We start from the raw sequence: 18,106 nt of genomic DNA, 5'->3' as shown, positions 1-18,106 counted from the left end.
GCCGCCTCACTCATCGGCGTGTTTTCCGGGAAAGCTCGCCGATACGGGAAAGCCTTGCGGCAGATCCCTTGCATCCTGGCCCAGGGCGATCTCGGCGAGATAGCTGAGCCGCGTGGCGTCGTCGCCACTGAGCGCAAAGTAGGGCGTGAAGGTCGGTTCGCTGCGGATCATGCGCACCTTGCCCTGGAAGCTGTGCTTGCCATCGTGCAGCGTCACGACCGCCGCATCGCCGACCTTCACCGAGGGACGCAACGCAGCAGGCACGTAGACGCGCGCGTAGGGCGTGTCACTCGCCAGCAGGATCACCAGCGGCGTGCCGGGTTGGGCCTGGTCGCCGAGCTTGTAGGGAAGGCTGTCGACGCGCACGTCGCGTGGTGCGGTGAGGTCCAGCTTTTCCAGATCGACCGCACGGGAACTCGCGGTTGCGGACGCGGCGGCGACGGCGGCGCGCGCCTGCGCGATGTCTTCCACGCGCGAGCCGTTCAACAGCTGGTCGAGCATGGCCCGATCGGCGCCCACCGCAGCCTCGGCGTTGCCCGCGGCGGCCTTGGCGCGATCGAGGTCGGCCGCGGACACGAACTGCTGCCGGGCGAGCGCGGAAAGGCGCTGGTAATACGCAGTGGCGTCGCGTGCCTGCGCCTGGGCACCGACGAGATTGGCGCGTGCCTGCCGGATCTGTTCCTCGCGTGGTCCCCGCTCGAGTTCGAGCAATGCCTGCTGTTGCTGGTGCAGGTCGGCCTGGGCCGTGTCCAGCGCGGCCTGCGTGCGCGTCGTCTCCAATTGCATGATGCGTGTGCCCGCCGGCACGTACTGGCCTTCCCGGACGTCGATCCGCACGATGTGCTCGGCCGCGGGTGCGGGCAACGTGATGCGGTCGAACTCGACCGTGCCGAGCACTTCCGGCGGCGACGCGCGGCAACCGGCCAACAGCAATAACGCGGGCAGGAAGAAGCGGGCGGGCGATGCCGTGCGATCAGTGGTCATGCTTGGGCTCCATGCCATGGCCTAGCAAGGCGAGTGCGTGGTTGGCGAGATCGTCCATGCTCAGGTCCGCCTGGAAGATCTGCCGCCAGATCGGCGCACCGGCGGCGGGAAAGAGGGTAAGTCCGATGATCGAGACGACCAGCAGCCGAGGGTCCAGCGCGGGATTGAGCTGTCCGCGCCGCTGCGCCTCGGCGAACCTGCCGGCCAGCATGTGGGGCAGGTCGGGACCGATGCGCGAAAGCAGCAGCTCGCGCAGCGCACCGCCTTCGCACAGCACTTCGCGCACCCAGAGCGACGGAAACCACGGATAGGTCTGCAGTACGCCGAATACGCCGCGCACGAAGCTCTGGGCCATCGCGTGTGCATCGTCGCCGGCCTGGGCTACGTGTTCGCGCAGGGTCTTCACCGCGGGCATCAGCCGTTCCTCGAACACCGCATCGCGCAAGGCGAGCTTGCTGCCGAAGTAGTAATTGAGCAGCGCCGGCGTCACGCCGGCCTGGCTGGCGATGCTGCGCAGGGAGGTGGCTGCGATGCCGTCGCGCACGAAGCAATCGAGTGCCGCCTCGATCAGGCGAGAACGCAGGTCGGGGCTGTCCGTGCCGGGGCGGCCAGGGGCGCGCCGGCTGGACGCACGGGTCTTGGAAGGGCTCATGCCGATAAATTAATCATACATATAATTAATTTAAAGTGATTGTCGCGTGGGCGATTTGTCGCAAAGAAAAAGGCCGGCATGAGGCCGGCCTTTCGAGGTATCGCGGCGTGCTGCGTTTAGCCGTTCGGCACCACCGGCAGGCTGATGGAGCTCGCCGTGCCCGGCGTGTGCCACACGCGCTGCGTGGCCTTCTGATAGTCCGAGGCCTTCGCATCGAAGATGTTCGGCACGAAGGTCTGCGGATTGCGGTCGTACAAGGGGAACAGGCTGGACTGCACCTGCACCATGATGCGATGTCCCGGCTGGAACACATGGTTGGTGGTGGGCAGGCCGAAGCTGTACAGCAGCGGCTGGTCGGGCGTGAGCGCCTGCGGATGCTCGAAGCTGGTGCGATAGCGGCCACGGAAGATATCCAGCGACACGGCCAGTTCATAACCGCCCATCGACGGATTCGAAGGCACCGTGTCCGGATATACGTCGATCAGCTTCACCACCCAGTCGCTGTCGGTGCCGCTCGTTGAGGCGTACAGGTTCACCTGCGGCGCGCCACCGATATGTACGGGTGCGGTCAGCGGTTCGGTCACGTAGGTGAGGACGTCTGGACGTCCATCCGCAAAGCGCTGGTCGTTCACCAGCCAGCGCGTCCAGGCGTCGTGATCGGCGAAATGCACCGGGCGCGGCTGGTAGGGCACGGGTTTGGCCGGATCGGAGACATATTCGTCGTACTTGTGGGCCTCGCCGGTCGGCGCGTTGAACGACAGTGCGCCGTTGGCGCCGAGGTACAGGGCCTTGGGCTTGTTGGCACAGCCCTTGTCGCAGCTCAGCGGCCAGGACTTGTAGCGGTCCCAGTGGTTTTCGCCGGTGTTGTAGATCAGCACCGGCGGGGTGCTGGCCTTGGGCGCGCCATCCACCAGGTACTGGTCGAAGAACGGCTTGAGCACGTCGCGGCGGAACTGCAGCGAGGTGTCGCCGTCCCACTGCAGCGGGCCGAGCGAGGTGCCGTCGTAATTCACCTGGCTGTGGCGCCACGGGCCCATCACGAGGAAGTTCTTGTCGTTGCCCTTGTCCTTCGGCTCCGTCACGGTATAGGTGTGGATCGCGCCCCACATGTCTTCCTGGTCCCACAGGCCCTGCAGCCACATGGTGGGCACCGTGAGCGGCTGTTCGGCCATCACCTTGTCGAGCGCCTGGCCCTGCCAGAACGCATCGTAGGCTGCGTGCTCATGCAGCTTGCGCCAGAACGGCAACTGCTCGAAACCGTTGGCGCGCGCGTAGTCGCCCGCCGAACCAGCGGCGAGGAAGTTGCTGTAGTCGTCGAAGCCCACGCGGGGCACGGCCTCGCCCTTGCCCTTCTGCGCGGTCTGGCCGGAGATGTAGTCGAAGTTGGTCTGGCGATAGGCGCCGTAGTGGAACCAGTCGTCGCCCATCCAGCCGTCGATCATCGGGCTTTCCGGCGCGGCCACCTTCAACGCGGGATGCGGATGGACCAGCGCCATCACCACGGTGAAACCTTCATAGGACGAACCGAGCATGCCCACCTTGCCGTTCGACTCGGGGGTGTTCTTCACCAGCCAGTCGATGGTGTCGTAGGCATCGGTCGAGTGATCCACTTCGCTGGAGTTGAGGGGACCGCGCAGCGGACGCGTCATCACATACTCGCCTTCGGAGCCGTACTTGCCGCGCACATCCTGAAACACGCGGATATAGCCACCCTTGACGAACACCTCGTCGCCTTGCGGCAGCGTGGCATCCATATGCGGGGAATCGAAACGCGCGGCGCGGCCGTCCGCGTTGTAGGGCGTGCGTGTCAGCAGGATCGGTGCATGCTTCGCGCCCTTGGGGATCACGATCACCGTATGCAGCTTCACGCCGTCGCGCATGGGGATCATCATCTCGCGCTTCACGTAGTCATAGCTGGCGGTCGGCTGGACGAACTTGGCCTGCGGTACATCCGGCGTCAGTGGCGCGGTCTGGGCATGGGCGAAGCCGATCGTGAAGGCGGCGAGGGTGGCAGCGGCAAGCAAGGTACGGCGGATGCGCATGGATCCTCCAGGCGGATGGGCCGTAAAGACGGCCGCTCCGGACGGGTCAGTGGTGGACGATGGGGTTCGGCAACCGACTTTAAGCGACGCATGAGGGCGCTCCCACCATGACTTCCAGCCTATGAGGCAGGTCTGGTGCCTGCAGCGTGGATGGCGAAATGCGCAAGAATGGAGCCGTGGCAGCCGATGGCGTCCAACACACTGGCGTCGCCCCATCGAGGAAGCCGCCTCATGAAATCCAACACGCGTCACGATTACCTGCAGCGCATTGATCGCGTCGTCGCATTGCTGCAGTCGACAGTGGCAGAGGGCGGCGACCTGCCGGAGCTCTCGCATCTGGCCGCGGCGGCCCATCTGTCGCCGTTTCACTTCCACCGTGTCTATCGGGCCCTGGCGGGCGAAACCGTGGGCCAGACGGTGGCACGTCTACGCCTGTTGCGCGCACTGCATTTGCTTGCCGATCCCGATGGGCGGGTCACCGAGACCGCGCTCGCCATCGGCTATGACACGCCACAGGCCTTCGCGCGCGCTTTCCGGCAGGCATTCTCCGCGACACCCAGCGAGATGCGAGGGCAGGGCGAGCGCCTGCAGGCGGAGATCGAACGCCTGCGGCGTCCACGGGTTGGCGACGAGTCGTCGGTGGCTCTGAAGGTGGAGGTCGTGTCGATCGAGCCCTTCCGCGTGATGGCGATGCGCCACACCGGTCCCCAGGCCGATCTCGATCAGGCCTATGAGCGCCTGTTCCAGTGGGTCGCGATGCAGGGCGCGCTCGAGCGCGTGGTTGGCATCTATGGCGTTCCCCTTGACGATGCGCGGGAGGTCCCGCCGCAACAGTGCCGGTTCGATTGCGCACTCGCCATGGCCGGCGACGAATGTCCGGGTGATGCATGGGTGCAGCCGCTGGCGCTCGGTGGTGGCATGTGGGCGCGTTGCCACCACGTCGGTTCGTATGACGCACTCGACGCGGCAACCGACCGGCTCATCGCGGCATGGCTGCCCGGCAGCGGCTACGTGCTGCGCGACCAGCTGCCGTATCGCCATTTCTTCGACGATCCCGAGCAAACGCCGGAGGCGTTGCTGCGCGCCGACATCTACCTTCCCGTCGAGCCCAGTCGATCGTGACGCCTAGCCGGCATGCTCGGCCCACGGGTCGTAGCTGCCGAACCACCACAGGTGGCCTTCCAGGTCGCGGCAACTGTAGCCCGCGCCGCCATAGTCCTTTTCGGCGTAGTCATCGATGATCTCGGCGCCCACGGCCTTCGCCCGCTCGTAATGGGCCCGGCAGTCCTTCACGATCACGCAAGGGCATTGCGTCTCGCGTCCGTTTGTTTCATCGGGCTGCATCATGCGTGCTCCGAAGCCATCGTCGCGCACCGAGCCGAGCATCAGCATGCCGTTGCCGTATACCAGCTGCGCGTGTGCCACGCCGCCCTGTTCGTCGTCGTAGACGGCCTGTTTCTGGAAGCCGAACGCCGTGCACAGCCAGTCGATCGCCGCGTGTGCATCGCGATAGCGGAGACACGGAATGATGGTGCTGCCTGCCATGTCGGGGGTGGCCATGGACGCCTCCAGGTGATGGGTGGGCCCAGCGTAGCGCGGTCGTCGCCGATGTCTTGTCGATTTTCCGAGTCGCCTCGGCCTCAGCGGCTGCGATCGATGTCGACCGCGCGTGGCCAGCTGCGGCGAGGCGGCGTTTCGAGTTTTTCGTCGAGGCGGGCGCGATTGCGGCCGGCGAGCTTGGCGCGATACATCGCGTGGTCGGCGCGCTCCACCAGCGATTCCACGTTGTCTTCCGGCACGCGCATGGCAATGCCGATGCTGACGCTGAGCACCAGGCCATCATCGTTGACGGGGATGTCCATGCGGTGCACGCGCCGGCAAAGCCGCGTGGCGACCTGCATGGCCTGTGCCTGTTCCACGCCGTAGAGCATCGCCACGAACTCTTCGCCGCCGTAGCGACCGAGCAGATCGTGCGGGCGCAATTCATGCCGCAGGGCGTCGGCCACAGCGATCAGCGCACGGTCGCCGGCGGCGTGACCCTTGCGGTCGTTGAGCAGCTTGAAATGGTCGAGGTCAAGGAACAGCAGCGCCACCGGCTGCGTGGTACCGCTGCCCAACAGGCGCGAGACGCTTTCCGCCCAGGCGCGCCGGTTGAGTACGTTGGTCAACGCGTCGTTGTCCGCCAGCTCCTGCACGATGTCGCGATCGCGACGCATGCTCAGCGCGCGATCCGCCAGGCCCAGCGAAAGCACCACCGCTTCGAATGCGCCGGCCGCGAGGGAGGCGTCGTTCAGCCAGATCACGTCGGCCAGCATGCCGCCCGCCTGGCTGCTGGAGAGCGCCGTGAGCGCCAGCAATGGCGTCCAGCCGGCCAGGAAGAACCACGCCGGCCGTGCGCCTCGCGCCGCGGCCACGACGGCGGCAAGCAGGAGCAGCAACGTGCCGATGATCAGCAAGGGGCCGACCAGCACCTGTGCCGTTTGCTGCAGCACCGGGATCTGGCAGCTTCGCAACAGCACCACCAGCGGCATGCCGACGGCGAGGGCGAGCGTCGGCGTATGCAGCAGCGGCGCGAAGCGCGGCAGCTCGCAGAAGCGCGCCATAAACATCGCCGCGAACGCGAGCGATAGCGCCATGGCGGAGGAGCTCACCAGCGCGGCGCTGCCGGCCAGCCAGGTCGCTTCCAGCGGATGGAACAGATAGCCCGTCTGCAGTCCCTGGATGAGCGCGTAGCAGAGCACGTAGCCCGCATACCAGGCGAAGGTGGAATCGCGCAGCATCATCGCGAGGCACAGGGCCATCAGCGACATCGCGAGCATCACCGCGAAGCAGGCGCTGGCGAAAACCAGCCAGCGCGCGTCCTCCCGGAGATATTCATGCCACGACTGCAACTGGAAGCTCACCGGCATGCTGCGCACGGGCGAAGGATCGAAGCGGATCAGGATGGGTGAAGAAGCCGGCACCTCGGGGCCGATGCGATAGGCGAGGCGCCCATTGCCGTGCGCCGGCGGCGTGAAGTCGTCCAGCGACTGGGTCGCGGTCTTGCCCTGCGCATCGAACAGCGTCACCGCCGAGAGCGGCGGCGGATACACGGTGAACACGCGCTCTTCGTCCACCAGTGGCGGCTGAGGTTGCAGCACCACCCAGGTGCCTAGCCCTCGCGTCGGCACGCGTTGAAGGAGTTTCGGATCGAAGCTCTGCAGTTCGCCGCGGCGGAAGGCATCGAGCACCATTTGCGGCGTATCGCCGGCACGCACCTCGCGCGAGGCGCCCGTCAACGCGGTATCGGCATGCGCCGCGAAGGCGAGCAGGCTCGTGGCGAGGATGCACAGCATCCGCCATTGCCAACGCTTCGCCATCGATGCGAACAGCCCTCCCATGTCGCCGTTCCCCTGTGTCAGCGCCTGCTCCTCCTTGGAGCAGGCGCACGCGTCCCTGGCGTTGGCGGCCGTCCTTGAGTGATGAATCCCCGGTCGCGCGTCGCGCGGGGGGCCGCCTGCCTGTAGCGTACCTTGCGCAAGCGCAGCCCGGGTCGGTTTCCACTACGCCAAAAGGCATAGACACGGGGCGCCATTGGGCAGGGTCAGGTCGCTCACGCGGGGTTGACCCCCGCCGCTGCCATGCTGCGGGTCTCGCTTCCCATCCCCTGGCAAGAGGAGTGCATTGGCATGAGCAAGATCCGTGTGGCCGTATTGGTAGGCAGCCTGCGCAAAGACTCCTTCAACCGGCACCTGGCCCGGGCCGTCGAGCGACTGGCCCCATCCGACTTCAGCTTCGACCATCTACGCATCGACAACCTTCCGCTGTACGACCAGGATTTCGACGGCCACTACCCCGCCGAATGCCAGCGGCTCAAGGACGAAGTGTCCGCGGCCGATGCCTTGCTGTTCGTCACGCCGGAATACAACCGCTCGATTCCGGGCGTGCTGAAGAACGCCATCGACATTGCATCGCGCCCATGGGGCACGAACTCGTTCGCGGGCAAGCCTGGCGGAGTGATCGGCGTTTCGGTGGGAGCTACCGGCACGGCGCTGTCGCAGCAGCATCTGCGCAACGTACTCGCCTATCTGGATGTGCCCACGCTGGGGCAGCCGGAAGTGTTCATCCAGAACAAGGAAGGCTTGTTCGACGACGAGGGCCATATCGGCAACGAAGGCACGCAGAAATTCCTGCAGGGCTTCGTGGACCGCTACGTAGCGTGGGTACGCCGCTTCACGAGCTGAAGCCAAAGAAAAAGGCGCGCCCCGCATGGGAGGCGCCCTGGAATCGCCGGTACCCGCCGTGGCGGATCAATGCGTGCCGGTGGTCCCCGTCGTGCCGCCGGTACCTCCCGTGCCATCGCGACTGCCACCGCCGGTAAGCGCGCCGACGATGACCGCCGCACCCGCCACACTGGCGCCTATGTATGCCGGAGTGAGATTGCCTTCAGCAGCGCTTCCCGCAGTGGCGCCCGGAATGACGGCGGCATCCTTGCGCTGGTCAGGGGTTTCTTCTCCGGCGGCGGTGGCGGCGTGGTGACCGCCCGGTGGCGTGGGTGGCGTTTCCGCCTGGGCGTGTGCGATCAGGCCAGCCATGGCCATGGCGGCGAACAGCTTCTTCATGGGAACTCCCTGTGGTGATACGGAAGGTCAAGATCGACCTCCGGGAACCATAGGGAGCGGACGCCATCGTCGGAGTCAGCCTGATGGCTTCCTGCGGCTCAGTGCTGTGCCAGCCGCGGTGTAGGAAACGCCAAGGGTTTTGTCGGCCGAACGCCTACACTTCGATCGCCGCACCGGATCCGCAGAGCTTGTCGAGCAGCTGCGCCTGCACGTTGCGGACGGCCTGATTCGTGCCCGGCTGGCTGCGCGTATAGCGGCCGTCGGAACGCAGCAGCCAGGTGCTGGAGTTGTCCGAGAGATACAGTTCCAGCTCCTTCTTGAGCCGGCTCTGCAGCTTCTTGCCCTCGATGGGGAAGCCGGTTTCCACGCGACGGTCCAGGTTGCGTTCCATGAGGTCCGCGCTGGCAAGGTAGAACTTCTCGTCGCCGTTGTTGGCGAACCAGTACACGCGGCTGTGTTCCAGGAATCGCCCGACGATGGAGCGCACGCGGATGTTGTGCGACACCCCGGCGACCCCAGGGCGAAGGCAGCACATGCCGCGCACGATCAGGTCGACTTTCACGCCGGCCATGCTGGCCTTGTACAGCGCGCGGATCATCTTCGCGTCGGTCACCGCATTTGCCTTGATGATGATCTGTGCCGGCTTGCCTGCCGTCGCGTGCGCGGTTTCGCGCGCGATCATCTCCAGCAGCGTCTTCTTCAGCGTGAACGGCGCATGCAGCAGCTTCTTCATCTGCAGCAGCTTGCCCATGCCGGTGAGCTGGCTGAACAGCTTGTGCACGTCCTCGCACAGCGCATGATCGGAGGTGAGCAGGCTGTAGTCGGTGTACAGGCGTGCGTTGCCGGTGTGGTAGTTGCCTGTGCCCAGATGCGCGTAACGCACCAGCTCTTCGCCTTCGCGGCGCTGGATCAGCATGAGCTTGGCATGCGTCTTCACGCCCACCACGCCATAGATCACCATCGCGCCGGCCTGCTGCAGGCGCGAGGCCAGCGACAGGTTCGATTCCTCGTCGAAGCGCGCGCGCAGTTCCACCACGACGGTCACCTCCTTGCCCGCACGCGCGGCATCCACCAGAGCGTCGACGATTTCGGAGTTGGCGCCGCTGCGATAGAGCGTCTGCTTGATGGCCAATACATTCGGATCCTTCGCGGCCTGGTGCAGCAGGTCCACCACCGGCGCGAACGATTCATAGGGATGCAGCAAGAGCACGTCCTGGCGGCTGATCACCGCGAACAGGTCTTCGGCCTTCTTCAACGCCTTGGGAATGGACGGCGTGAACGGTGGGTATTCCAGATCCGGATGGTGCGTCTTGGTGATCAGGCCGAACAGGCGTGCGAGATTCACCGGCCCGTTCACCTCGTACATTTCCGCCGCCGTCAGGCCGAACTGGCGCAACAGATAGTCGGTGAGTTCCTGCGGGCAGTTATCGGCTACTTCCAGGCGCACGGCATCGCCGAAGCGGCGCGAATACAGTTCGCCGCGCAGTGCGCGCGCGAGGTCTTCGACGTCTTCCGGGTCGATGGTGAGGTCGGCGTTGCGGGTCAGGCGGAATTGATAGCAGCCACGCACGGACATGCCCGGGAACAATTCCTCGGCATGCGCGTGGATGATCGAGGAAAGCAGCACGAAGTTTTCGCCACCCTCGCTGACCTCCTCGGGCAGGCGGATCAGGCGCGGCAATACGCGCGGCGCCGGCACCACGGCAAGGCCCGAGTCGCGACCGAAGGCGTCGGTGCCTTCCAACTGCACGATGAAGTTGAGGCTCTTGTTGACCAATAGCGGGAAAGGATGGGTCGGATCCAGCCCGATGGGCGTAACCAGCGGCGCCACTTCATGCTTGAAGTACCGACGCACCCACAGCTTCTGCTTGTGCGACCACTCGTTGCGGCGGACGATGCGGATACCTCGGCGCGCGAGCTCAGGCAGGATGCGGTCGTTGAGGATCGCGTACTGCCGTTCGATCTGCTTGTGCGTGATCTCGCTGATTTCGGCGAGCGCCTTGCGCGGTGCGATGCCATCGGAACCAACGATTTCGTGGTCGAAGGCGATCTGGCTCTTGAGTCCGGCGACGCGGATCTCGAAGAATTCATCCATGTTGCTGGAGAAGATCAGCAGGAACTTCAGCCGCTCCAGGATCGGCTTGCTTTCGTCCAGCGCCTGGTCGAGCACGCGGATGTTGAATTGCAACTGCGACAGTTCGCGATTGATGTAGAGGTTGGGGTCGTTCAGATCGGGTGGCGTGACGGCCGGAACCGCCGCCGCGGCGCCGTGGTTCGGCAGGGCTTGTGTGGAAGGCGCCGGCGTGGCGTCGCGAACTGCACCGGATTGGACGACATCGTTACTCATCGGCTCACCGTTCGACGGGCGGATGCGCAGTGCGCGGGTTCCGCAAAGGGGCATAGTACGGCGCCGAATAAGACCGGGCCATGGCAGCGCCGCACGCACTCACGCGCTGTCACGCGATGGACATGTTGCGGCTTGCGTTTGACACATTCGTGACAATGCCGATGACGATGTCATGGGTTCGTGACGTTGGTCTTCACGCTGGGCCTTACATGTAGGAGTGCACCCGGTGCGCGACCGCGGAGATTCGGCGTGCCGCTGCGTAGGCTTATCGCGCACTGGGTGCGCTCCTGCATCAGGACATACCGAGATAGCGACTCGGCGCCACGCCCAGCACGCGGCGAAATGCGGCGGTGAATGCACTCGGGTTGCCGTACCCCAGATCCATGGCCACCTGCGTGATGGCATCGCCGTTGCCCAATCGCGTAAGCGCTGCAAGCAGGCAGGCCTGCTGCCGCCACGCGGTGAAACTCATGCCGGTTTCCTCGCGAAAGGTACGCGTGAAGTGCCGGCGACTCATGCCTGCGCGTCGCGCCATGTCGTCGATCTTCATTTCCTGCGAGGGACGATCGAGCAGTTCGCGACACAGCGCGGCCAGGCGTTTGTCGTGCGGCAATGGCGTGTTGAGCGGCAAGGCGGGCATGCGCCGGATTTCATCCAGCAATAGCGCCATGACGCGCCCATCGCGACCGTCGAGTTCGTACTCGGCGGGCAGGTCCACGGCTTCCAGCAGCAATTCGTGGAGCAGCGGCGACACGGCGATCACCTGGCAGCGTTCCGGCAGGCCGGCCGCAAGAGCCGCCTCCGGGGTGACGTAGACGCTGCGCGTGGATACCGGGCCGCCCATGTGCACCTCGTGAGAGACCCCGGGAGGGATCCACAGTGCACGCCGCGGCGGCACCACCCAGCTGCCTTCGCCGGTGATCGCAGTCAGCACCCCGGTGGAGGCGTACAGCAGCTGGCCGCGCCGGTGCGAATGGGCGGGCAGGACGTAGTGCGACGGGTATTCGTTGCCGGTCGCGATCACGTCGCGTGGGGTGTTCTCAAAGGCGTCGGCACGGGCGTTACGCACAGGTGTGGCCCAAATTCAACAGAAGTTGACCCGCTGATGTGTGCGGGCCGGCCTCGCTCACTCTAAGGTGACGACCCTGGCGACGCAACCTGCGACGCCTTGCCGCAGACCACCGATCCGAGTCCCCATGCAAACCCGTGTCGAAGAGATGACCCCCGCCACCGTGCCGCCGGCCCGCGCCGAGCACGCCACCGAATTCCGTATCCTGGGTGCGATCAGCTTCTCGCACCTGCTCAACGACATGATCCAGTCGTTGATCCTGGCGATCTATCCGATCCTCAAGAGCGGCTTCAACCTGAGTTTCGCCCAGGTGGGCCTGATTACGCTGACCTACCAGCTCACTGCTTCGCTGCTGCAGCCGGCGGTGGGCATGTTCACCGACAAGAAGCCGATGCCGTATTCCTTGCCGGTCGGCATGGGCTTCACCTTGTGTGGCCTGCTGCTGCTCGCCACGGCACCCAACTTCGCCGTGCTGCTGGTGGCCGCGGCGCTGGTCGGCACGGGCTCATCGGTGTTCCATCCGGAATCCTCGCGCGTGGCCCGCATGGCCTCGGGCGGACGCCACGGCCTCGCGCAGTCGCTGTTCCAGGTGGGCGGCAACGCCGGCTCGTCGCTCGGCCCGCTGCTTGCCGCGTGGATCATCGTGCCGCACGGTCGCGGCAGCGTCGCGTGGTTCTCGCTTGCTGCACTGCTGGCAATGGTGGTGTTGATGCAGGTAAGCCGCTGGTATCGCGATCACCATGCGGAGCGGGGCAAGCCCAAGGCGCGCCATGTGTCAGCCGTTTCGCTGACGCGCGCGCAGGTCGGCGCTTCGCTGTTCATCCTCGGGGTGCTGATCTTCTCCAAGTATTTCTATCTGGCCAGCATCAGCAGCTATTTCACCTTCTACCTGATCCACAAGTTCGGCGTGTCGGTGCCGAACGCGCAGACTCACCTGTTCGTGTTCCTGTTCGCGGTGGCCGCGGGTTCGCTGATCGGTGGCCCGGTGGGCGACCGCATCGGGCGCAAATGGGTGATCTGGGCCTCGATCCTCGGCGTGGCGCCGTTCACGCTGCTGCTGCCGCACGTGGACCTGTTCTGGACCGGCGTGCTGACGGTGATCATCGGACTGATTCTGTCCTCGGCGTTCTCGGCCATCCTGGTCTACGCACAGGAACTGATTCCGGGGCGAGTGGGCATGATCTCGGGCCTGTTCTTCGGCTTCGCCTTCGGCATGGGTGGCATCGGCGCCGCCGTGCTGGGCCATATCGCCGATGCGCGTGGCATCGAGTACGTCTACGGCCTGTGCGCCTATCTGCCGCTGATCGGCATCATCACGGCGTTCCTGCCCAACCTGGAACGCCGTCGCGCCTGATCCCGTCGCACGCGCCTCACAGCGCGTGCGCTGGCACGCCTTCGTTGGTAATGGTGACCGGCAGGATGTGGCCCTGCGCATCGAATTCCATGCGGTCGATGCTCACCTCGCGATGGTTGCCATCCGTATCGCCGAGTGGGTGGCGGTGATAGACGATGAACCAGCTGTCGTCGCGCTTCACGTGGAAGAGCGAATGATGGCCCGCGCCGGTAGCGATCTTGGGGTCCTGCTGCAGGATCTTGCCGATGCGCTTGAACGGGCCCAGCGGCGAGTCGCCGATGGCGTAAGCCACCGAATAGTCCGGGCCTGTCCAGCCACCCTCGGACCACATGAAGTAGTACTTGCCGTTGCGCTTGAACATCAACGGACCCTCGACGTACTTCTCCGGCGTGATCTCGTGCCAGAGCTTGCCGTCCGCCGTGGGCTCGACGCCGCTGAAATCAGGCTTGAGCTTCACCACGTTGGCATGCTTCCAGCCGCCATAGATCAGGTACCAGCTGCCGTCGTCGTCGTGGAACACGAACGGATCGATCGGCTGCGCGCCGTTGTGGAAGGCATCGACCAGCGGTTTGCCGAGCAGATCCTTGAAGGGACCTTCGGGCTTGTCCGCCACTGCCACGCCGATGCCGCCCACCTCCTTGTCGCTCTGGATGTCGTTGGCCGAGAAGAAGAAGTAGTACTTGCCATCCTTCTCCACCATGGCCGGCGCCCACATCGCCTTCTTCGCCCAGGGCACGTCGGCCATGCGCAGCACGCCCTCGTGCTTCGTCCAGTGCACCAGGTCCTTCGAGGAGAACGCATCGAAGCCCGTCTGCAGGCCGTAGCGAACGGAGGTGGTGGGATAGATCCAGTACTGGCCTTCGAAGATCGCCGCTTCCGGATCGGCATACCAGCCTGGAAAAACAGGGTTGCTCGCGTGTGCGAAGGGAACGAAGGCCACACAGGCGGCGAGGGCGGCTTGGATCAAGGACGTGCGAAGGCGCATGCAACAGGCTCCGGCTGCGAACAAGAGTCTGCAAGGCTAGCGCATCGCGCGATATGCCTGGCATGCCAGAAGTCTCACCCTTGCCCCTGATTATTGTGGGAGCGCACCCTGTGCGCGACAGCCTGACGGAGCGATGCGCCGGGACTCTGCGGTCGCGCACAAGGTGCACTCCCACAACACAGGAACGCGTGCCCAGGCGTCTCGAAACAGAAATTGTTCTGTAGGAGCGCACCCAGTGCGCGATGGCCTGACGGGGCGGTACGCCGGGAATCCGCGGTCGCGCACAAGGTGCACTCCCACAAAACAGGGGCGCGCGCCCCGGCGGCGTCGCGAACCAGATGCCGTTCCGCAGGAGCGCACCCAGTGCGCGAAAACCTGACGGGGCAGTGTGCCGACAGTCCGCGATCGCTCTACATGGGGCGATTATCGCGCTCCGCCATCAAACCACGACGGGTTCCGGCTCCAGCACGACGCCGAACTTCGCGCGCACGCCCTCGATCACCTTCTGCGCGAAAGCCCACAGTTCGGCGCCACTGGCGCGTCCATGATTCACCAGCACCAGCGCATGCCGATTGGAAATTCCCGCGTCGCCGTCGCGTTCGCCCTTGAAGCCGCTCTGCTCGATGAGCCAGGCCGCCGAGAGCTTCCAGCGGCCATCGGCGCCTACCCAGGACACCAGCTCGGGATGCGCACGTTTGACCGCTTCGCCAAGCGCCGCGTCCACGATGGGATTCTTGAAGAAGCTGCCTGCATTGCCGATGACGGCCGGGTCGGGAAGTTTCTTCGTGCGCAGATGCACCACCGCTTCGGCCACATGGAAGGGTGCAGGCTTTTCCACGCCCATGCGCGCGAGTTCGTCGCGAATGCCGGCATAGTCCAGTCGCAGCTCGCGCGAGCGGGGCAGGGCAAAGCGCACGGCGGTGACGATGTAACGGCCGGGCTGATGCTTGAATACGGAGTCGCGATAGGCGAATGCACAGGCGGTGCGATCCAGTACCGCCACGCGCTGTTCCTGCGTATCCCACGCCTCCACGCTTTCGATGAACTCGGCGACTTCCGTCCCGTACGCGCCGATGTTCTGGATCGGCGCCGCGCCGACGGTGCCTGGAATCAGGATCAGGTTTTCCAGCCCCGCGAAGCCCTGGCCCAACGTCCAGCGCACGAAGTCGTCCCAGCGTTCGCCGGCTGCGACAGCGATGTGTGCGACGTCGCCATCCTGTTCCACCTGCACGCCGCGCGTGGCCATGGCGAGCACGGTGCCGTCGACATCGCCGGTGAACAGCATGTTGCTGCCTTCGCCCAGCACCAGCAGCTTGCCCCGGCGTACGGCGGGAAATGCCAGCAGTTCGGGCAGCTTGGATGCGTCGTTGATCTCAGCCAGCAGGCGAGCACGCGCATTGACGCGGAGCGTGTTGCGCGTGCCCAGCGGCGCGTTCTCGATCAGCGTATAGCCGCCCATGTCGGTGCGTTCAACCACCATGGGTGTCCTCGCGCTGGCGACGGATTTCGTCCACGCATTCGGCGATCAACGCCGGGCCGCGGAATACCATGCCGGAATAGATCTGCACCAGCGAAGCGCCGGCGTCGATCTTCTCGGCCGCATCGCTGCCATCGAGGATGCCACCCACGCCGATGATGTCGAGCTTGTCGCCCACGCGCTTGCGCATGCCGCGCAGCACGGCGGTGGAGCGCGCGAACAGCGGCTTGCCCGAGAGGCCGCCGGTTTCGTTGCCATGCGGGTCGCTGGCCACGGCCGAGTGGTCGATGGTGGTGTTGGTGCAGATCACGCCATCCACGTTGGCGGCCAGCAGCACGTCGGCAATGGCGTCGAGTTCGGTTTCACTGAGATCGGGCGCGATCTTCAGCAGCATCGGTTTGCGCTGGCCGCTCTGAGCGCCCAGCCGCTCCTGCGCTTCGCGCAGCGTCTCGATGAAGCGTCGCAGCGTGGCTTCTTCCTGCAGGTCGCGCAGGCCCTGCGTGTTCGGCGAGGAGATATTGACCGTGACGTAGCTGGCCAGCGCGTACACGCGCTCCAGGCAGAACAGGTAGTCGTCCACGGCCTTGTCGTTCGGCGTGTCCTTGTTCTTGCCGATGTTGATGCCCAGCACGCCGCGATAACTGGACTGCTGCACGTTGCGCACCAGGGCATCTACGCCCGCGTTGTTGAACCCCAGGCGATTGATCACCGCCTCGTGCCGCGGCAGGCGGAACATGCGCGGCTTGTCGTTGCCCGGCTGCGGACGCGGGGTCGTGGTACCCACTTCGACGAAGCCAAAGCCCAGTGCGCCGAGTCCATCGAGATGGTCGGCGTTCTTGTCCAGGCCGGCCGCCAGACCGACGGGGTTGGGAAAACGGATGCCGAAGGCCGTGGTCGGCAGGTCAGCCGGTGGCTTGGCGACCAGGTGCGCGAAGTTGCTGCGCTGGGCCACGTCCAGGCCATACAGCGTCAGGCCGTGCGCCGTTTCCGCGTCGAGCGCGAACAGCAGGGGGCGGATCAGGTTGTACATGCTCAAGGCAAGGTGCCCACGTAGATGACGGTGTCGTAATCGAAGCTGATGCGGCCGTCGACCGCGCAGCTGTCGAACAGTTTGTGCAGGGCCTGCATCATCGGCTCGTGTTGCGGATGGCCCGCGCGTGGTGCGTAAGAGGACGACATCAGGCGCCCACGCAGCCCATCGAAGTCGAGCAGCTGGCCATGATCGAAACGGCCCATGCCGAGGTATCCGATACCAAACCAGGCGCGCATCTGCGGCTCGTCGCCATAGCGCTCGGCGACGCTGGTGTAGTCGGTGCCATATTCCTTCAGCAGGGCCTCGTAGCCTTCCAGAAAAGGCGTGCCCACCAGGCGACGCGAATTCCAGATGATGGCTGCCAGACCCGAAGGCTTGAGAACACGCTGGAACTCAACGCGCGTCGCGGCCTGATCGAACCAATGGAAAGCCTGGGCGACTGTTACCAGATCGATGCTGGCGTCATCCAGGCCGGTGGCGGTGGCATGCCCTCCGATGGTGCGGAAGCGCTCGTTGTCGCCGAGCCACTGTTCCGCCGCCTTGCGCATCGGTTCGTTCGGCTCCACCGCGATCACGCGGTAGCCACCGTCCAGGAACAGCTTGCTGGAGATGCCCGTACCGGCGCCGACGTCCGCCACCAGCCAATGCGGATTCACGCCGTATGTGTGTTGCAGCCATTCAAGCATCGCCACGGGATAATCGGGGCGATAGCGCACATAGTCGGCGACGCGATCGCTGAAACGCCCGGTGGAGTCCAGATCAGTCATGGGTCATCAACCTGACAGCAGCTGGCCGCCGTCCACGCAGAGCGTCTGGCCGGTGATCCAGCTGGCGAAGGGAGAGGCGAGGAACAGGGCGACGTTGGCGATTTCCTCGGGTTTGCCGTAGCGACCGAAGGGGATCTTCGCCAGCGTCTGCTGGTACAGCTCCGGCGCCTCGGCCTTGCGGCGATCCCACAGGCCTTCCGGAAACTCGATGGAACCCGGCGCGATCGCGTTCACGCGAATCCGATGCTTGGCCAGCATCATCGCCTGCGAGGTGGTGTACTGGTTCAGCGCCGCCTTGGCCGCGGCATACGGTGCACTGCGCGTGCTCGGGTGGAAAGCGGCGATCGATGACGTATGCAGGATGCACGCGTGAGACGACGCCTTCAGGTGCGGCAGGGCCGCCTGGGAGGCGCGCACCGCTGCCATGATGTCGATGTTGAAGCCCGCCAGCCAGCTGGCGTCGTCATTGCTGAAGCCGTAGCCGCTGGCGTTGTTCACCAGTACGTCGATGCCGCCGAGCACTTCCGACGCTTCGCGGATGTAGGCATCGATGGCTTGGGCATCCGCCAGGTCGCAGCGACGCGTATGTGCGGTCACGCCGAACGCGGCGATGGCGTGGCGCACCTTGTCCAGCGCGGTCTCGCCGCGCGCGCACACCGATACCGCCGCACCCGCTCGCGCAAAAGCCAACGCTATGCTGCGGCCGATGCCTTTGCTGCCGCCCGCCACCACGACGCGATAGCCGCGGAAGTCGAACGGCGCCGTCGCGAGTGTGGTGGTGTCTTGCGGACTCAT

Annotated in this window: 16 protein-coding genes; 3 read left to right on the top strand and 13 right to left on the bottom strand. The window is 65.3% G+C overall.

Annotation, left to right across the window (positions count from 1 at the left end; all coding sequences use genetic code 11):
• Positions 1-6 precede the first annotated feature (6 nt).
• From CA260_RS13790 to CA260_RS13780, 3 genes are all read right to left on the bottom strand, one after another.
• Complete coding sequence (locus CA260_RS13790; RefSeq protein ID WP_111983648.1) at positions 7-984, bottom strand: HlyD family secretion protein; 978 nt, start codon at positions 982-984, stop codon at positions 7-9.
• Positions 974-1,636: a TetR/AcrR family transcriptional regulator gene (locus tag CA260_RS13785; RefSeq protein WP_111983647.1), complete on the bottom strand. Its 663-nt coding sequence runs from the start codon at positions 1,634-1,636 to the stop codon at positions 974-976. Before CA260_RS13785 ends, CA260_RS13790 begins: the two co-directional genes overlap by 11 nt.
• A 116-nt stretch (positions 1,637-1,752) precedes the next feature.
• Positions 1,753-3,678, bottom strand: a complete 1,926-nt coding sequence (locus CA260_RS13780; protein ID WP_111983646.1) for a CocE/NonD family hydrolase — start codon at positions 3,676-3,678, stop codon at positions 1,753-1,755.
• A 231-nt stretch (positions 3,679-3,909) separates the two neighbouring features.
• On the opposite strand from CA260_RS13780, the gene CA260_RS13775 reads away from it, so the two are divergent.
• Complete coding sequence (locus CA260_RS13775) at positions 3,910-4,800, top strand: AraC family transcriptional regulator (RefSeq protein ID WP_111983645.1); 891 nt, start codon at positions 3,910-3,912, stop codon at positions 4,798-4,800.
• Between the two features lie 3 nt (positions 4,801-4,803).
• Here the strand turns inward: CA260_RS13775 and CA260_RS13770 are convergent, their stop codons facing one another.
• Together CA260_RS13770 and CA260_RS13765 are read right to left on the bottom strand one after the other, a co-directional pair.
• Complete coding sequence (locus tag CA260_RS13770) at positions 4,804-5,238, bottom strand: VOC family protein (RefSeq protein ID WP_111983644.1); 435 nt, start codon at positions 5,236-5,238, stop codon at positions 4,804-4,806.
• A gap of 80 nt (positions 5,239-5,318) precedes the next feature.
• The gene (locus CA260_RS13765; protein WP_238149763.1) at positions 5,319-7,058 is read right to left on the bottom strand and encodes a GGDEF domain-containing protein; all 1,740 of its coding nucleotides are present in this window, start codon (positions 7,056-7,058) and stop codon (positions 5,319-5,321) included.
• Positions 7,059-7,346: 288 nt separating this feature from the next.
• On the opposite strand from CA260_RS13765, the gene CA260_RS13760 reads away from it, so the two are divergent.
• Positions 7,347-7,901: an NADPH-dependent FMN reductase gene (locus tag CA260_RS13760; RefSeq protein WP_111983643.1), complete on the top strand. Its 555-nt coding sequence runs from the start codon at positions 7,347-7,349 to the stop codon at positions 7,899-7,901.
• 66 nt (positions 7,902-7,967) lie between these two features.
• Here CA260_RS13760 and CA260_RS13755 read toward each other — a convergent pair whose 3' ends face one another.
• The 3 genes from CA260_RS13755 to CA260_RS13745 all read right to left on the bottom strand — a co-directional run bounded on the left by CA260_RS13755 (position 7,968) and on the right by CA260_RS13745 (position 11,695).
• Entirely contained in the window at positions 7,968-8,279 is a 312-nt protein-coding gene (locus tag CA260_RS13755; protein ID WP_111983642.1) for a hypothetical protein, read from the bottom strand.
• A gap of 154 nt (positions 8,280-8,433) precedes the next feature.
• Positions 8,434-10,626, bottom strand: coding sequence for a polyphosphate kinase 1 (ppk1, locus tag CA260_RS13750; protein ID WP_172461844.1), 2,193 nt, complete (start codon positions 10,624-10,626; stop codon positions 8,434-8,436).
• Between the two features lie 292 nt (positions 10,627-10,918).
• Complete coding sequence (locus CA260_RS13745; RefSeq protein WP_111983641.1) at positions 10,919-11,695, bottom strand: AraC family transcriptional regulator; 777 nt, start codon at positions 11,693-11,695, stop codon at positions 10,919-10,921.
• Between the two features lie 127 nt (positions 11,696-11,822).
• On the opposite strand from CA260_RS13745, the gene CA260_RS13740 reads away from it, so the two are divergent.
• Positions 11,823-13,049: an MFS transporter gene (locus CA260_RS13740; protein WP_111983640.1), complete on the top strand. Its 1,227-nt coding sequence runs from the start codon at positions 11,823-11,825 to the stop codon at positions 13,047-13,049.
• A gap of 16 nt (positions 13,050-13,065) precedes the next feature.
• On the opposite strand, the gene CA260_RS13735 is transcribed toward CA260_RS13740, so the two are convergent.
• The 5 genes from CA260_RS13735 to CA260_RS13715 form a co-directional block, all read right to left on the bottom strand.
• The gene (locus CA260_RS13735; RefSeq protein WP_111983639.1) at positions 13,066-14,034 is read right to left on the bottom strand and encodes a glycoside hydrolase family 43 protein; all 969 of its coding nucleotides are present in this window, start codon (positions 14,032-14,034) and stop codon (positions 13,066-13,068) included.
• A 439-nt stretch (positions 14,035-14,473) separates the two neighbouring features.
• The gene (gene murB, locus CA260_RS13730; RefSeq protein WP_111984385.1) at positions 14,474-15,493 is read right to left on the bottom strand and encodes a UDP-N-acetylmuramate dehydrogenase; all 1,020 of its coding nucleotides are present in this window, start codon (positions 15,491-15,493) and stop codon (positions 14,474-14,476) included.
• Between the two features lie 10 nt (positions 15,494-15,503).
• Positions 15,504-16,541 (bottom strand): quinone-dependent dihydroorotate dehydrogenase, encoded by a 1,038-nt coding sequence (locus CA260_RS13725; RefSeq protein ID WP_111983638.1) that lies wholly within the window; start codon positions 16,539-16,541, stop codon positions 15,504-15,506.
• Positions 16,542-16,543: 2 nt separating this feature from the next.
• Complete coding sequence (locus CA260_RS13720; protein ID WP_111983637.1) at positions 16,544-17,311, bottom strand: class I SAM-dependent methyltransferase; 768 nt, start codon at positions 17,309-17,311, stop codon at positions 16,544-16,546.
• Between the two features lie 6 nt (positions 17,312-17,317).
• Positions 17,318-18,106: an SDR family NAD(P)-dependent oxidoreductase gene (locus tag CA260_RS13715; RefSeq protein WP_111983636.1), complete on the bottom strand. Its 789-nt coding sequence runs from the start codon at positions 18,104-18,106 to the stop codon at positions 17,318-17,320.

This window comes from Dyella jiangningensis (assembly GCF_003264855.1).
GTDB lineage: Bacteria > Pseudomonadota > Gammaproteobacteria > Xanthomonadales > Rhodanobacteraceae > Dyella > Dyella jiangningensis_C.
The sequence above is the reverse complement of the archived record's forward strand: the minus strand, read 5'-3'. Positions and strand labels throughout refer to the sequence as shown.

Bases quoted from the DNA above. Each gene is read 5' to 3' on its own strand.
- CA260_RS13790 (WP_111983648.1), bottom strand. From the start codon at position 984: ATGACCACTGATCGCACGGCATCGCCCGCCCGCTTCTTCCTGCCCGCG.
- CA260_RS13785 (WP_111983647.1), bottom strand. From the start codon at position 1,636: ATGAGCCCTTCCAAGACCCGTGCGTCCAGCCGGCGCGCCCCTGGCCGC.
- CA260_RS13780 (WP_111983646.1), bottom strand. From the start codon at position 3,678: ATGCGCATCCGCCGTACCTTGCTTGCCGCTGCCACCCTCGCCGCCTTC.
- CA260_RS13775 (WP_111983645.1), top strand. From the start codon at position 3,910: ATGAAATCCAACACGCGTCACGATTACCTGCAGCGCATTGATCGCGTC.
- CA260_RS13770 (WP_111983644.1), bottom strand. From the start codon at position 5,238: ATGGCCACCCCCGACATGGCAGGCAGCACCATCATTCCGTGTCTCCGC.
- CA260_RS13765 (WP_238149763.1), bottom strand. From the start codon at position 7,058: ATGGGAGGGCTGTTCGCATCGATGGCGAAGCGTTGGCAATGGCGGATG.
- CA260_RS13760 (WP_111983643.1), top strand. From the start codon at position 7,347: ATGAGCAAGATCCGTGTGGCCGTATTGGTAGGCAGCCTGCGCAAAGAC.
- CA260_RS13755 (WP_111983642.1), bottom strand. From the start codon at position 8,279: ATGAAGAAGCTGTTCGCCGCCATGGCCATGGCTGGCCTGATCGCACAC.
- ppk1 (WP_172461844.1), bottom strand. From the start codon at position 10,626: ATGAGTAACGATGTCGTCCAATCCGGTGCAGTTCGCGACGCCACGCCG.
- CA260_RS13740 (WP_111983640.1), top strand. From the start codon at position 11,823: ATGCAAACCCGTGTCGAAGAGATGACCCCCGCCACCGTGCCGCCGGCC.
- CA260_RS13735 (WP_111983639.1), bottom strand. From the start codon at position 14,034: ATGCGCCTTCGCACGTCCTTGATCCAAGCCGCCCTCGCCGCCTGTGTG.
- murB (WP_111984385.1), bottom strand. From the start codon at position 15,493: ATGGGCGGCTATACGCTGATCGAGAACGCGCCGCTGGGCACGCGCAAC.
- CA260_RS13725 (WP_111983638.1), bottom strand. From the start codon at position 16,541: ATGTACAACCTGATCCGCCCCCTGCTGTTCGCGCTCGACGCGGAAACG.
- CA260_RS13720 (WP_111983637.1), bottom strand. From the start codon at position 17,311: ATGACTGATCTGGACTCCACCGGGCGTTTCAGCGATCGCGTCGCCGAC.
- CA260_RS13715 (WP_111983636.1), bottom strand. From the start codon at position 18,106: ATGAGTCCGCAAGACACCACCACACTCGCGACGGCGCCGTTCGACTTC.